This window comes from Phycisphaerales bacterium, from assembly GCA_040217175.1.
Lineage (GTDB): Bacteria > Planctomycetota > Phycisphaerae > Phycisphaerales > UBA1924 > JAHCJI01.
Genome location: JAVJNT010000002.1, coordinates 304,303 through 318,114, shown reverse-complemented (window position 1 = coordinate 318,114; position 13,812 = coordinate 304,303). Strand labels below are relative to the sequence as shown.

General features: G+C 68.2%; 12 protein-coding genes. 7 read left to right on the top strand and 5 right to left on the bottom strand.

Annotation, left to right across the window (positions count from 1 at the left end):
• Positions 1-85 precede the first annotated feature (85 nt).
• Positions 86-1,537 (top strand): DUF839 domain-containing protein, encoded by a 1,452-nt coding sequence (locus RIA68_08460; protein MEQ8317472.1) that lies wholly within the window; start codon positions 86-88, stop codon positions 1,535-1,537.
• A 42-nt stretch (positions 1,538-1,579) separates the two neighbouring features.
• The gene (locus tag RIA68_08455) at positions 1,580-3,442 is read left to right on the top strand and encodes a mechanosensitive ion channel (protein ID MEQ8317471.1); all 1,863 of its coding nucleotides are present in this window, start codon (positions 1,580-1,582) and stop codon (positions 3,440-3,442) included.
• Between the two features lie 6 nt (positions 3,443-3,448).
• Here RIA68_08455 and RIA68_08450 read toward each other — a convergent pair whose 3' ends face one another.
• From RIA68_08450 to RIA68_08440, 3 genes are all read right to left on the bottom strand, one after another.
• Positions 3,449-5,932, bottom strand: coding sequence for a VacB/RNase II family 3'-5' exoribonuclease (locus RIA68_08450; protein MEQ8317470.1), 2,484 nt, complete (start codon positions 5,930-5,932; stop codon positions 3,449-3,451).
• A gap of 119 nt (positions 5,933-6,051) precedes the next feature.
• Complete coding sequence (locus tag RIA68_08445) at positions 6,052-7,002, bottom strand: hypothetical protein (protein MEQ8317469.1); 951 nt, start codon at positions 7,000-7,002, stop codon at positions 6,052-6,054.
• 216 nt (positions 7,003-7,218) lie between these two features.
• On the bottom strand, positions 7,219-8,223 hold the full coding sequence (locus RIA68_08440) for an NAD(P)H-binding protein (protein ID MEQ8317468.1): 1,005 nt from the start codon (positions 8,221-8,223) through the stop codon (positions 7,219-7,221).
• A 113-nt stretch (positions 8,224-8,336) separates the two neighbouring features.
• On the opposite strand from RIA68_08440, the gene RIA68_08435 reads away from it, so the two are divergent.
• Both RIA68_08435 and RIA68_08430 read left to right on the top strand, forming a co-directional pair.
• Complete coding sequence (locus tag RIA68_08435) at positions 8,337-9,158, top strand: ABC transporter ATP-binding protein (protein ID MEQ8317467.1); 822 nt, start codon at positions 8,337-8,339, stop codon at positions 9,156-9,158.
• A gap of 9 nt (positions 9,159-9,167) precedes the next feature.
• Positions 9,168-9,905: a hypothetical protein gene (locus RIA68_08430; GenBank protein ID MEQ8317466.1), complete on the top strand. Its 738-nt coding sequence runs from the start codon at positions 9,168-9,170 to the stop codon at positions 9,903-9,905.
• Here the strand turns inward: RIA68_08430 and RIA68_08425 are convergent.
• A complete protein-coding gene (locus RIA68_08425) occupies positions 9,902-10,534 on the bottom strand; it encodes a hypothetical protein (GenBank protein ID MEQ8317465.1) in 633 nt (210 codons plus the stop codon). The genes RIA68_08430 and RIA68_08425 overlap by 4 nt on opposite strands.
• 52 nt (positions 10,535-10,586) lie before the next feature.
• Between RIA68_08425 and RIA68_08420 the strand changes: the two genes are divergently transcribed.
• On the top strand, positions 10,587-11,381 hold the full coding sequence (locus RIA68_08420) for a HEAT repeat domain-containing protein (GenBank protein ID MEQ8317464.1): 795 nt from the start codon (positions 10,587-10,589) through the stop codon (positions 11,379-11,381).
• 33 nt (positions 11,382-11,414) lie between these two features.
• Positions 11,415-12,380, top strand: a complete 966-nt coding sequence (locus RIA68_08415; GenBank protein ID MEQ8317463.1) for an alcohol dehydrogenase catalytic domain-containing protein — start codon at positions 11,415-11,417, stop codon at positions 12,378-12,380.
• Between the two features lie 232 nt (positions 12,381-12,612).
• On the opposite strand, the gene RIA68_08410 is transcribed toward RIA68_08415, so the two are convergent.
• Positions 12,613-13,482 carry a DUF3800 domain-containing protein gene (locus tag RIA68_08410; protein MEQ8317462.1) on the bottom strand — a complete coding sequence of 290 codons (870 nt, stop codon included), beginning with the start codon at positions 13,480-13,482 and terminating at the stop codon, positions 12,613-12,615.
• Between the two features lie 60 nt (positions 13,483-13,542).
• Here RIA68_08410 and RIA68_08405 point away from each other — a divergent pair, with 60 nt between their 5' ends.
• The gene (locus RIA68_08405; GenBank protein MEQ8317461.1) at positions 13,543-13,812 is read left to right on the top strand and encodes a hypothetical protein; all 270 of its coding nucleotides are present in this window, start codon (positions 13,543-13,545) and stop codon (positions 13,810-13,812) included.

Here is a 13,812-nt window from a genome sequence, read left to right as displayed (position 1 = left end):
ACGCCGCGCAAAGCGGGCGCTAAATCTGGCTCGTACAATCCCCAGAGCGCGCCCACCGCGGCGAAGGCACCGGTATCTTTCCCTGATGACCGTCGAACGCACTAACGTCGATCCGACACGCCGGCAGTTCCTGCAGTCGGCCGCCGCCGTGACGCTCGGGTTCGGGGGCCTTCAGGCCCTGTTCGCTCGCAACGCGTTCGCGACGCCGGCCAGCGACGCAATCGGTCTCGGGTTCGGGCCGCTGCGTCCCGATCCGAACAAGATCCTCGATCTTCCAGACGGATTCCGTTACCAGGTCATCAGCCGCATCGGCCAGACCATGAGCGATGGGCTGCTCGTGCCGGGCTTGCCAGACGCGATGGGCACGTTCGAGGGGCCCGGCGGTACGACCATCATCGTCCGCAACCACGAGCTCGACCCGAGCAAGAAGAACGGCAGCCCGTACGGCGATGGGCAGCGGCTTGCGGGCCGGCTACCACGCGCGAAGTTCTACGACGCGGGATTCGGCGAGTACCACAGCTACGGCGGCACGACGACGATCGTGTACGACACCCGGACGGGGACGGTCGAGAAGGAGTACCTGTCGCTGGCGGGGACGATCCGGAATTGCGCGGGCGGGCCGACGCCGTGGGGCACCTGGATCACGTGCGAAGAAACGGCCGAGCGGGCAAGCGACCGATACGGCGACGCGCGGATCTACGAGAAGGACCACGGGTACAACTTCGAGGTACCCGCCAGCGCGACGCCGGGGCTGGCCGATCCGGTGCCGTTGAAGGCGATGGGTCGGTTCATGCACGAGGCGGTGTGCGTCGACCCGTCGACGGGCATCGTGTACCAGACCGAAGACCGGCACGACGGGCTGCTCTACCGGTTCGTGCCGAACACGCCCGGCAAGCTGCGCGACGGCGGAAGGTTGCAGGCCCTGAGCATCAAGGGCAAGCTGAGCCTCGACACACGCAACTGGAAGACGCAGAAGGTCGGCGTGGGCGAATGCCTCGAGACCGTATGGATCGATGTCGACGACGTCGAGAGCCCCAACGACGAACTACGCAAGCGCGGGTTCGCGAAGGGTGCGGCCCGGTTCGCGCGGGGCGAGGGCATGTGGTGGGGAGCACTCGCCGATGACTCGCCCGCCTCGGCGTACTTCGCCTGCACCAGCGGCGGACGAATCAACAAGGGCCAGATCTGGCGGTACACGCCCTCGCCGGCCGAGGGAACGGCTGGCGAAGCGAGCGAGCCGGGCGTGCTGGAGCTGTTCATCGAGCCCAACGACGCCGGGCTGGTGGACAACGCCGACAACATCACGGTGGCGCCCTTCGGTGATCTGGTGATCTGCGAAGACGGGGCCGACGAGCAATTCCTCGTTGGCGTGACTCCCGAGGGTCGCATCTACAAGCTCGGGCGAAACGCGCGCAGCCATAGCGAGTTCGCGGGCGCCTGCTTCAGCCCCGACGGCACGACGCTCTTCGTGAACATCCAAACGGCAGGCCTCACGCTGGCGATCACCGGTCCTTGGGAGAGCCGGCGGACGGGCTGACCCAGGCGGGTGAAACGCCGCCGATGGCACCTAACATGGGCGATGCTGCGCCTCGCCTTGGTGTGTGTCGTGTTCGCGTTTTCGCAGGCCGCTCGTGGCCAGGGGCCGGAAACCGTCCCGCAGGGCGAGCCCGTGGCCTCGCAGTCCGCGACCGAGGCGGCAGCCGACGTGCTGTACGACAGCCCGCGCTCGACGATGATGACGTTCCTGCGCGCGGTCGAGCGATACCGATCGAGCCAGGGATTCAGCCGCGAGCGAGCGCTGGCCGAGGACGAACTCGCCAAAGCACTCGGCCTCTCAGGACCCGAAGCGGTCACGGCGGTCAACGCGGCGATCCGCTTGCACGAGTCGCTCAAGCGCATGGGGCCGGTGTCGCGATACGCACTGCCCGGAGCCGAGGAACTCGATGCGGCGATCCAGCGCGGCGCACCGATCGACCGATTCACGTACTTCCCGTACGACGGTTCGGGCACCGTCTCGCTTGGCCAACGCGGGGCGCGCGAGGTCGCCGGCGAGCACGAAATCTCGCTGACGCGCACGGCGGAGGGCACTTGGGTGTTCTCGACCGCGACGGTCGAGGGCTCGGAAGAGCTCTTCCGCAAGATCAGCCGGCTGCCGGTGCGCTGGGGCGAGGAAAGCGGCGAGCTCACGCTGCCGCTGCGGATCGAGCAGTGGGTGGCCCAGCGGCTCGACGGCGTGCTGCCCGAGCGCGTGCTCTGGGGCAAGCTGGCGGGCATCGCCGCGTGGAAGTGGCTGCTGATCGTCCTGATCGTGTTCACGGGTTTCCTGGCGGACCTGCTCGCCGGGCTGCTCGTGCGTTTCCTGTGGTGGGCGTTCTTTGCCAGGCGGGGCATCGAGGCCGATCCGAAGGTGGTCCGCCGCGCGTCGCGGCCCTTCGCGCTGCTGGCCGGCGCCGCGGTGTGGTATGCGGGGCAATTCATGCTCGGGCTGCCGCCGGTGCCCGAGGCGATCATCCGGGTGGCCGTGCTCTCGGTCCTGACGCTGGCGGCGATCTGGGCGGCGTATCGACTCGTGGATCTGGCGTGCGACGTGCTGGCCAAGAAGGCCAAGGCCACCGCAACGAAGATCGACGACCTCCTGCTACCGCTGGCACGCAAGACGGCCAAGGTCCTAGTGACAGTGTTCGGCGTCATCTACGTGGCAAGTGCGCTCGACTACGAGATCCTGCCGCTGCTCACGGGCCTTGGCATCGGCGGCCTCGCGGTCGCGTTCGCCGCGAAGGACACGATCGAGAACTTCTTCGGCTCGATCGCGGTCATCGCCGACCGGCCGTTCGAAGTGGGCGACTGGGTCGTGGTCGACGACGTCGAGGGCACGGTCGAGGAGCTGGGCATCCGATCGACGCGGATCCGCACGTTCTACGACTCGGTCGTGACCGTCCCCAACGCGACGCTGGTGCGTGCGACGGTCGACAACTATGGTCGGCGCCGCTACCGGCGTTTCACCACGCACATCGGGCTGACGTACGGCACGCCGCCGGAGGCCGTCGAGGCGTTCTGCGAGGGCGTGCGCGAGCTCATCCGGCGGCATCCGTACACGCGGAAGGACACCTACCACGTGTACCTCAACCGCTTCGGCCCGCACAGCATCGACGTGCTCGTGTACATGTTCCACGCGTGCCCCGACTGGGCCGTCGAGCTCCGCGAGCGCGAGCGGTTCCTGCTCGACGTCATGCGCGTGGCGCAGCGGCTCGGCGTGCAGTTCGCCTTCCCCACGCAGACGCTGCACCTGCTGCGCGACGAGGCGCCCGCGCCGCCCGAGGTCGATGGCCACGCCGGACGGCAGGGCGTGCAGGCGGCCCGCGGGGTGATCGAGGGCGCGCCGTGGAAGGACGAGCGCCCGGGCCGGGTCAGCTTCGGCGATCCTGAGTGGTCGAAGGACTGACCGACGCTACTTCTTGTCCCGGCGGTAATCCTTCTTGTTGCGGTCGCGGGCCTTGCTCTTGCGGCTTCGCCGGGTGCCGCCGGGCATCTTCTTGAAGCCGGCGCCCTCGGTCGATTCGAGCCCGCCGCCTCCGCTGCCCAGCGTGAGGCCCTCGACGCCCTTCGTGACGGCCTTGCCCGCGGCCCGGCTCTCGGCGTCGGCGACGAGCAGCTCGAGGCGTCGCTTGGGCAGGTCGACGGCGCCGATCTGGACGCGGACGCGGTCGCCGAAGTTGAAAGAGCGTCCCGAGTTCTTGTCGACGAGCGCACCAGTATCGCGCACGGTGATCCACTTGGGGGCCTTGCCGCCGCGGGTGACGTCGCCGGGCAGGTCCTCGACCCTGATGAACCCGTCCGCGAGGTACTTGTCGATCTGGATGAAGATGCCGCGGGTGTTGAGGCCCGTGACGACGCCGTCGAAGACCTCGCCAACCTTGTTGGCCAGCAGCTGGAGCACGAGGAAGCTGCGCAGCTCGCGCTCGGCGTCCGCGGCGTTGGCCTCGGTGTCGCTGATGTGGCGGCCGATGGTGACCAGCTCTTCCTGCGGGATGAACGACTCCGCGTCGCCCAGCTTCCGGCCCAGCAGCTTCATCTCCTTCTCGCCCTTGGGGGGCTTCTGGCCGTTGTCGGTCAGGGCGAGGTAGTCCTGCAGTAGGCGATGGGTGAGCAGGTCGGCGTAGCGGCGGATCGGGCTGGTGAAGTGCGAGTAGGCATCGCTCGCCAGCGCGAAGTGGCCGATGGGGGCGGGCGAGTACTCGGCCTTGCTGAGCGTGCGCAGGACGGCCATGTGCACGGCCCGGCCAGAGGGCTTGCCTCGTGTCGCGTCGAGGATGCTCTGGAGCTGCTCACGCGTCGGGTTCTTCGGGATCGAATAGCCGGCGACCTTGGCGACCTTCTGGGCCTCTTCCATGCCCGCGGGCGTGGGGGCGGGGTGGACGCGCCGCATCACCGGGACGTTCATGCGCTCGAAGAGGCGGGCCACGGCCTCGTTGGCCTCGACCATGAACATCTCGATGATCGTGTGGGTAAAGGCGTCGTCCTCGGGCTCGGCGTCGACCACATGGCCGTTGTCGTCGTAGATGAGCTCGGCGTCGGGCAGGTCAAGGTGGATCATGCCCGAAGCCCGGCGGCGCTCGCGGATGGTGCGCGCCAGCTCGTCCATCAGCTTGACGGTGTTCTTGAGCTTGGGCGTGTACTCGGGCTCGGTGCGGGCGTGCTTGCGAGCTTCTTCCTCGTTGCCCTCGATGAGTGCCTGGGCTTCGAGGTAGGTCATGCGCTTGGCGCTGTTGATGATGGTCTGGGCGGCACCCGTGCGCGTCACGCGGCCCGACAGGTCGTAGTGGATGAAGATGCTCTTGGCGAAGCGCGGCACCTGGGGCTGGAGCGAGCAGATGCCGTTGGAGAGGATCTCGGGCAGCATCGGGATGACGTGCCGCGGCAGGTACACGCTGTTGCCGCGCTCGCGGGCTTCAACATCGAGCGCTGAGCCGGGCGCGATGAAGTGGGCGACGTCGGCGATGTGGATGCCCAGTTCCCAGCCGCTGTCGGTTCGCTTGACGCTGATGGCGTCGTCGTAGTCCTTGGCATCGGGCGGGTCGATCGTCGTGATGTAGTCCTCGGTGAGGTCGAGGCGGTCGGGCAGGGCGCCCGGCCCATCGCTCAGGAATCGTCCGACGGCGTCATCGAACGCACGGGTCGACTCGCGGGCCTGGTCGAGGCAGGCGTCGGGGAACTCGTCGGGCGGCAGCGCGTAGGCGGCGATGATGGCCTGCGTCTCGACGTCGGGCCGGCCGGCCTCGCCCAGCACGCGGGTGATCACGCCCTCGGCCAGCGCGTTGCCCTCGGGGTACTCGGTGAGATCGATGACGACCTTGTCGCCCTCGCCCACGTGCTTGCTGTCGGCGTCGGCGATGACGACCGGGCCGATGGAGGTGTCGCCGTCGGGCATGGCCAGCCAGGTCGTGCCGCGCTTCTGCATGGTGGCGGCGTAGCTGGACCTCTTGCGCTCGAGCACCTCGACGATCGTCGCGACGTACTGAGGCCCGAAGCCGCCGCGGCCGGAGGACTCACGCTTGCGGTCGCGGCGGATCCTGGCGCGCACGCGGTCTCCCGAGAGCGCCCCCATGGTGTCCTCGGGCGAGACGAAGACGTGGCCCTCGCGCACGCGGACGTCCGGGCGGAGGAAGCCGAAGCCCTTGGGGTTGCGGTTGAAGGTGCCCTCGACCTCACCGTCGGCGTCGCCGAAGCTGGGCAGCATGACCTGGCCGGCGTTGCTCATCGAGAGCAGGCCCTGATCGACGAGCGCATCAACGGCGGACTGGAACTGCTCCGCGTCCTCGGCGCGCAGGTCTTCGGCGAGCTGGTTGACCGTCGAGGGCGCGTACTGGTCGTGCCCGACGTGGCGGAGGATGGCCTCGCGATACTTGAGGACGGCCTCGGTAGATGTCGACATGGCGGGCCCTCCTGGCCTTTGGGCAACGTGAAGGGCCGCGCGATCGCGCCCCGTCAGGCCCCAACCATATCGACCCGCGGCTGGTTTCTCTGGGAAAGTGCGGCGGCGTGAACGCCGACTCAGGCGGCCTTGCGGTCGTCGGTGCCGGTGGCCTCGAGCGCTCGGACCACCGACCACAGCTCGTGGCCCAGGCTCTCCTTACCCGACTTCTTGAGCGCCGGGCCGAGGGCCTTGCAGATCGAGCCGAAGTACCAGACGGCGAAGTCCCGGCCGCCCTTGAAGAGGCTCCACGCCTGGTCGCCCGAGCTCTGGTAGCGGGCAAGGACGGCCCGGGCTGCCGCCACGGCGCCGCACGTGGCGACGAGCAGGGCCGAGGCGTCGGCTACCTCGACCAGCTTGGCGTGGACGTTCGAGGGCTTTCCGCTGGGGCTCATGGGCACGGTGAGCAGGAGCTCGGCGCGCTCGAGCAGGTCGACGGCGGGCTCGCCAAAGCGCACGGTGGCGTCGTTGCGGTCCACGCAGGGCGCGCTGGGATCGATGGTGTCGAGCAGGCCGCTGGCGACGGCCTCGTCCTCGCCGCCGCCGTGCTGGATGATGAGGGCCGCGGCGGCGAGCCGCTGCGCAGCGGCCGAGGACGCCTCCATCGACGCAAAGGCGCCGCCGTCCAGGCTGAGCACCGCTTGCATCGCGGTTGCCAGGCCGACCTGTCCGCTGGTGGGCTTGGGCGTTGGGGGCGGCGTGGGCTTGGGTTGATTGCTGGCCTTAGGGTCGCGGCCTTGATCCTTGTCGCCCTGCTGGTCCATCGAGTCATCCTCCTGCGCGTCGGATTGGTCGGCATTTTGAGTGGTCGGCTGGTCGCCCGCTTCTTCGTTGCCGGACGCCCCGCTCTCGGCGACCTGCTTGGCCTCGTCGATGAGGACTTCGGCGTCGTCGAAGCTGTCGAGCTGGTACGCGACCTCGTCGAACGACGCGGCGAGCAACTCACCGACGGTCGTGATGCCCTTGCGGTTGAGGGTCATCACCACGGCGGGCGTTGCCGCACGAAGTTGCGAGAGGGGGGTGTCACACACCACGTTGGCTCCTGAAGGCATCCGGGTCTCCTATGGGCATCGGTCGCTGCCAGGGACAACTTGCGATTGAGCCGAGGCGGTGGCATGCGTGGCCGCGCGGCATTTCGATAACGCGCGTGCATGACCGGCACGCGTGGCTCGACCAGCGCACCTTGCCAGGGTTGGCGGACGTGAGAATCGCCCGGGTTTCTGGAGCTTTCTCAGGGTTTTCGAGTGCTAGAGCTTGCCCGCGTAGACCGAGAACGACTCGCGGAACGGCTTCGGCTGGCGATCGAAGTAGGCCTCGACGCGTTCGAGCGAGGAGGTCGAGTCGTCGGCGCCCATGGTGGCCATGCCCTCATCGAATGGAAGCAGCCCGCCCAAGCCCACGAAGTGCGCGGCCTTGGCCTGCAGGGCAGCGATGTCGGCGGGCGCCCACAGCGGTGCAACGCCCTCCTTCGCATGGGGCACGTGCTCGTGGACGTACTCAAGCATGGCCGGCCACGTGAGCCGCTCGGAACCGACGAGGTTGAAGATCTCGCCGATGGTCTCCTGGCGCTCCAGGGCGTCGACGAAGAAGCCCGCCACGTCGGTCACGATGACGGGCTGGACCTCGGGGTCGACATAGGTGACGCCGCCCAGCGGCACGCGCTGCTCGGTCTCGGGACGCCGGAAGTAGGGCATGCCGATCCAGGGTGCGATCTCGCCGCGGCTCCACTGGGCCATCATCTCCGTAAACTCGCCGCCCGGGCCGTGGATGAGCGAGGGCCGGAAGATGGTCCAATCGAGGCCCGACGCGCGGACCTCTTGCTCGGCCTTGAACTTGGTCTTCTGATACTCGGTCTTGGACTCGTCGCTGACGCCGAGCGCGGACATGTGCACGTAGCGTTCGATGCCATTCCGCTGGCACGCCTTGACGATGCTGCGCGTGCCCTCGACGTGCAGCGTCTCGAAGCGCTTGTTCTTGGCCTCGCGGATGATGCCGACCAGATGGATCACCGCAGTGCAGCCGCGGACCAGCTCGTTGAGCACGCCCGCGTCGTTGATGTCGCCCACGGTGACGGCGACGGCGTTGCGATCGCGAAGGTCGGCGATGTCCTTATGCGAGTGGCTCAGGGCCCGGACCTCGTACCCGCGGTCGAGCAGGGCGCGCACCACGTGGCCGCCGACGAAGCCCGTCGCGCCCGTCACGGCGATGGTGCCCTTGGGCTGGGTGGTGCTGCCGTTGCGCTGCTGGTCCATGGCCGGCCTCCGAGGCGGGATCGAGCGGCGACCCCGCTGAACAAGTGCTGAAAACCCATCCCCGGCTTGCCGAGGGCCACTAGCGTAGGAGCGTGGCGAGCGAAAGTGCCAGCGTGAAGACCCCAGAGAGCCCGCGAGCCAGCCTGCGGGCCCGCGGGCTGACGCACCGGTATCCCCGGCAAGCACGGGTGCTCGGCCCGGTCGACGCGGAGCTCTTGCCCGGCCGGATCGTCGCGCTCGTCGGCCCCAACGGCTCGGGCAAATCGACGCTGTTGCGCTTGCTGGCGGGCGTCCTGATACCGGCTTCGGGTTCGGTGGAGGTCGGCGGGACGGCCATCGGCAGGCTGGGCGAGCGGCCGCGGGCCCAGCGGCTGGCGCTGGCGCCCCAACGGACGAGCCTGGCCTTCGCCTTCACGGTCTGCGAGTACGTGGGCTTCGGGGCGTACGCGGCGGGGCGGCGGAGCTCGGGCCAGCCCGTGGAGCACGCCATCGAGGCGATGGACCTCGCGGGGCACGCGGAAGCGGCGATGCCCAGGCTGAGCGTGGGCCAGCAGCAGCGCGCCACCATCGCCCGAGCGCTCGCGCAGCTCGGGACCGGCGACCTGCGCGGCAAGGTGCTGCTGGCCGACGAGCCGGCGAGCTCGCTCGACACCCGGCACGCCGGCCGGCTGATCGAGACGCTTCGAGAGCTGGCCGGGCGCGGGCTGGCGGTGCTGGTGGCGGCCCACGACCTGCCGTGGGCGGCGGCCGTGGCGGACTCTGGGCTCGCGATCGCCGATGATGGGAGCGTGACGCCGCTGGCCGCCGAAGGCCTGAGCGATCCGGAGGCGTTGCAGGGCGTGTTCGGGGCCGCCTTCGAGCGCTTCTCGAGCGTCGACGGCGGGCGAACGGTGGCTCTCCCGCGCCTGGCATCATCGGTGCGGGCTTCTGACTAGGGTTCGGTCATGTGGCAGTGGATCCAGAACAACTTCGGCATCATCATCATCGCGCTCTCGTTCGGGATCTCGGGCCTGGGCTGGCTGCTGCAGCAGCTCAAGTCGGCCCAGGAGAAGAAGCAGGCCGACTCGGCCCGCCAGAAGGCCAAGCTCGAGGCGCTGCGGACCGGGCGCGTCGAGACGCCGCAGCCCCAGCCGGTGCCCGGCGCGACGCAGCCACGCGTCCCCCAGCAGGAGACGCCCAGGGAGCGGCTCGAAGAACTCGCCCGTCGTCGCCAGCAAGAACAGCAACAGCGCGCCGCCTCCAAGCGTCAAGACCTGGAAGAGCAGCTCCGCCGCCGACGCGAGGCCATCGAGGCCCAGCGACGCCGCCAGCAGGAACAGCAACAACAGCGTCAGCAACGCTCGCGTCCCCAGCCGCAGCAACCGCAGCGGTCTCAGCAGCAGCGGACGCCGGCGCAGCGGCCGTCCAACCGCGGCGCCCAGCGTGATCGGCCGCGACCGATCCCCGCGACGCGGCCCGCCGACCCGACGCAGGCACCCGTGCAGCAGACCGTCATCACCGACGTCATCGCGGCCAAGCGCCGGGCCGAGAACCGACCGGTCGAGGCTCCGATCGCCGTTGGCGGGCGCAACCGCTCGGCACCGCTGACCGCACGCGGCATCGACCTGAAGCAGGCCATCATCATGCGCGAGATCTTCGATCGCCCCGTGGGCTTCCGGACGCCCGGCGACCAGCTCTTCTAGGGCACTGAGCGCTCCTCGACGAAGCTCGTGATCTCGAAGGTCTCGGTCCGGCCGTCGACGCGGACGCCGAGGAACGTCACTCGCTCGATCATCTCCTGCCGGACGATGCCGCGTCCCTCTACGGCGAGGCTGTCGTAACGCTGACGCACCTTGGCGGCGCCGAAGTCGAGCAAGAGTTCGTGGGCCATGCGCTGGGCCGGCACTTCGCGTCCCTCGAACACCCAGGTCGCAGGCTCGACGGCAAAGAACGTTCGCGTCGCGGTGCCCGTTCGGGTCGGCCGCTGGCCCTCCTGCACGATGAGCCCGCGGTAGAGCGTGACGTCGACGGACTCGGCGGCCGGCGTGGGCTGCTCCGGTGCGGGGACGAGCGCAAGGGGCGGGTCGAACACCACCGTCTCGTTGCGCTCGGGGTTGGCGATGCTGGCGGTCGCGGGCCGGCCGTCGGGCAGGCGTTCGACCTCGATGGTGGTGGGGGGATCTCCGATGGCGACGGTCCAGGCGCCGTCGCGCTCGGCGGAAACCGTGGCCCGCTCCGAGCCGTCGTCGGTCGACCGCACGGAGCTGTATGGGCCCGGCAGATAGAACCAGTCGGCCTCCAGTCCCGCCAGCGTGCCCGTGGGCCTCGGCATCGACGTGCATCCCGTGGCGAACACGACGGCGGCCAGGCCGATAGCATGAGCGATGGATCGCGTCCTGGGAGCCTTGGTTGTCTCGATCTGCACGCTCGCGCTCACGGGCTGCGGCGGCATCCAGGTGGGCGAAGAGAGCATCGTGAATCGATTCCTGAACACGCCACAGGCTAATCCGGCCGAGCTGGCCCGGGATCCGTACGACCCCGACGCCCGGTATCGTGGCACGGTTCGGCTGACGATGGAATTGCTCGAGCCGGACGACCGCATCCTGGAGATCTTCCGGGACAACCTCGACGACGAGTACGCCGCAGTCCGGGCGGCCGCGGCGCGCGGGCTGGGCGTCCACGGCGTGGCGGCCGACGGGGCGCTGCTGGCCGCGGCGCTGAACGACCCGGAGCCGATCGTGCGCCGGTCGGCGGCCACGGGGCTGCAACGCATCCATGAGCCCGAGGCGACCGATCGCCTGCTCGAGTTGATCGAGCCGACGACCGAGCCCGACCAGAACGTGCGCGTCGAGGCGGCGCTGGCGCTGGGCCAGTACCCCCAGAGCGACGTGGTCGTGGGGCTGGTCGCGTCGCTGCGGTCCGAGACCGAGCAGAGCCTGGCCGTGCACGCCTCGGTCGTGCGCTCGCTCGAGCTGTTGACGGGACAAGACTTCGGGCTCGACTTCATCGCGTGGCAGAGCTGGATCGACGAAAACGGCTCTTGGTTCGCGGACCAGCAAGACTACGTCTATCCGGTGTTTAGCAGGTCGCGCGCCTGGTGGGAGTACCTGCCCTGGATGCCCTTGCCGCCCAACGAGACGAGTTCGACGCCCATTGGCTTGACCCGAACGCCCCAGTAGGCCGATGACACGGGCGTAGCCCCGGAGCCCTCCTTGGACGCGATCGTCGCCCGCCAGAACCAACCCGTGTTGTCCGATCTCGGGCAGCCCTCGTGCGGCGCGGGCGAGGCGCTCGTGCGCGTTCGGCTGGCCGGCGACGTGCCGGCTTCGGTGCGTTCGGCCTCGGCCGATGCGCCCGACGGCTCGGTGCTCGGGCGTGATCTCGTCGGGGTCGTCTCCGAGGTCGCCGATGATGCGCCCGAAGGCGTCCGCGAGCGATTGCTCAAATCGCGGGTCGTGTGTTCGCCCGCCGTGGCGTGCGGCACCTGCGACATGTGCCGGGCGGGTGTGAGCCAGCACTGCAGAGAAGGTGGTACGCTGGGCATGCGCGGCGTGCCCGGCAGCATGGCCCAGACCGTCGCCGTGCCGTGGCGAAACCTCGCGCTCGCGCCCGAAGGACTCGAGGACGATGCAGCGCTGCTGGCCGGCCCGCTGGCACGAGCGCTGCATGCGGCCCGGATGATCCGCATGGAGGGCAAGGTCTACGTCACGGTGCTGGGCGACAACCTCGCGGCGCTGCTGGCCGTGCAGACCATCGCCAAGCTCAACGCGACGGTTCGGTTGCTGGGCTGGCGGCCCGAGGCGTTCGGACGCGCCGAGAAGTGGGGCGTGCGGCACCGCCATGCCGACGAGGTCGGCCGGCGCCGCGATCAGACCGTGGTGGTCGATTGCGTGGGCAGCGCGGCGTCGATGGACCTCGCCCTGGGCATGCTGCGGCCGCGTGGCACGTTCATCCTGGCGGCCGAGCCCGTCAGCGGAGCGCTGGTCGATCTCACGCCGGTGGTGCGCGGGGAGCTGGAGCTGATCGGGGCGAGCTTCGGGTCGGTGGCCGACGCGCTGCCGCTGCTGGCCTCGGGCGCCGTGGAGACGGCGGGGCTGGTGGAGGTCCGGACCAGGCCCAGCGAGGCCCCGCGGCTGCTTTCCCGCCCCGAGCTGCTGTACGTGGCGGTCGAGTTCTAAGCGGCGCAGGCGCTGGGGAGAGCATCGATGGACCCAATGCTCTACGAAGATTATGGGACTTAATTGCTACTTCTGAGCGGTGGTACGGCAATCTGGCTTGACAGAGCGTCGATTTTGTGCGATACTCATGGCGCGGGTTCGGCCGAGGAGTTGCTACGGCAGCTTCGAGGGCATTACCCGCTTTTTTTCTAGGTACGCTGACGCAGATGTGTTCGGAAGCCCTTCGCTCGACCTAGAGGCGGGGGGTGTAGAGATCTGGTACGAAACACGTGCCATGAGTCGCAAAGGTGCGCCCGTCCCTGTAACCGTCTCCATGCCAGATGAACTTCTCGATGAGCCATACGAATGGCTCGATCTCCGGACGGGTTGCTTCAGTCATGCGTCCCTTGAGACGCCAGCCCCAATTGAGGCAGTAGATGCACAAGTCTGCGGCTTGGACCCCGTATGCCATGTCCGACTCGACGAACAAGGGGACGGGTACGATCCATTGGGTTCGCTGTCTACCTGTCAAGGTAAGCGTGAAGTATCGCTCCATGGATCGAACAATCTTGTGATCCGCCTGCTTCTCGCTTCCATCCATGACCAACAAGCCCGTCTCGCGAGTGTGCTCTAAGAAGTAGAAGTATCGCTCTAGCAAGAACACCATGTCCTTGCGTAGGTGATCCGGCGGAACTCCGTCGGGCCTCGTATGCCTCGGGACGAACGACGCAAACGCCTTGGCGTCGTGACTCTTAAGCAATTGAATGATCCCCTCCGCTAGCGAGATACAAGCCTGGCCATACGCACAAAACTCGTGGCGACGAGGCTGACGCTTTTGCTTTCCATTGTTCAAGAAGTTCAACGCATGCTTGCGGCGTTCGGCGTGGTCCATCGGTTCTGCCTGGGCAGCCCAACTGAAGCAGCGTGACCGAAGCAGCTTGCTTCCCTTTATCTCCAGTCCAAAATCTCTCAGGTCAATACCAAAAATTGACTCTTCCAGTGTTCGAACTGCCGAGATGAAAGGCCAGAGCTTTGAGGCATGAATTGCGAAGCCGCCGTGCACTTCGTATGGCGTGGTCTTGTGGTCGTGACCACTCTCGTCTAAGAAGAAAAGCCAGCTCATCGATCGGAATTCCTAGGAGCAAGTCGAGAGTTGCAATTGCGCCCCTCCTATCATGCTAGCATGTCGCCCACAGTCGAACCGCTGAAGCAATACGACGCCGTGCCGACGACGCCCGGGCGGATCGCCTTGCTGTTCGCGTGTGCGGGGCTGATCACGTTCGGCCTGCTGAGCCCGGTCGCGCTGATCGTTTCGATGATCGCGGTGATCAAGAAGCCTGATTGGTTCGGCTTCTTCGCGCTGGTGCTGAGCATCGTGCCCGTGGCCGTGCTGGTGGACGTGATCTTCTTCGGCGGCGTCCTGCTGCTGGTGGCGACGAGCATCTTCTCGTAG

What these genes read in the sequence shown, in the direction of transcription:
- RIA68_08455 (MEQ8317471.1), top strand. Translation starts at nt 1,580, where the DNA reads ATGCTGCGCCTCGCCTTGGTGTGTGTCGTGTTCGCGTTTTCGCAGGCC.
- RIA68_08410 (MEQ8317462.1), bottom strand. Translation starts at nt 13,482, where the DNA reads ATGAGCTGGCTTTTCTTCTTAGACGAGAGTGGTCACGACCACAAGACC.
- RIA68_08460 (MEQ8317472.1), top strand. Translation starts at nt 86, where the DNA reads ATGACCGTCGAACGCACTAACGTCGATCCGACACGCCGGCAGTTCCTG.
- RIA68_08425 (MEQ8317465.1), bottom strand. Translation starts at nt 10,534, where the DNA reads ATGCCGAGGCCCACGGGCACGCTGGCGGGACTGGAGGCCGACTGGTTC.
- RIA68_08430 (MEQ8317466.1), top strand. Translation starts at nt 9,168, where the DNA reads ATGTGGCAGTGGATCCAGAACAACTTCGGCATCATCATCATCGCGCTC.
- RIA68_08405 (MEQ8317461.1), top strand. Translation starts at nt 13,543, where the DNA reads ATGTCGCCCACAGTCGAACCGCTGAAGCAATACGACGCCGTGCCGACG.
- RIA68_08450 (MEQ8317470.1), bottom strand. Translation starts at nt 5,932, where the DNA reads ATGTCGACATCTACCGAGGCCGTCCTCAAGTATCGCGAGGCCATCCTC.
- RIA68_08420 (MEQ8317464.1), top strand. Translation starts at nt 10,587, where the DNA reads ATGGATCGCGTCCTGGGAGCCTTGGTTGTCTCGATCTGCACGCTCGCG.
- RIA68_08440 (MEQ8317468.1), bottom strand. Translation starts at nt 8,223, where the DNA reads ATGGACCAGCAGCGCAACGGCAGCACCACCCAGCCCAAGGGCACCATC.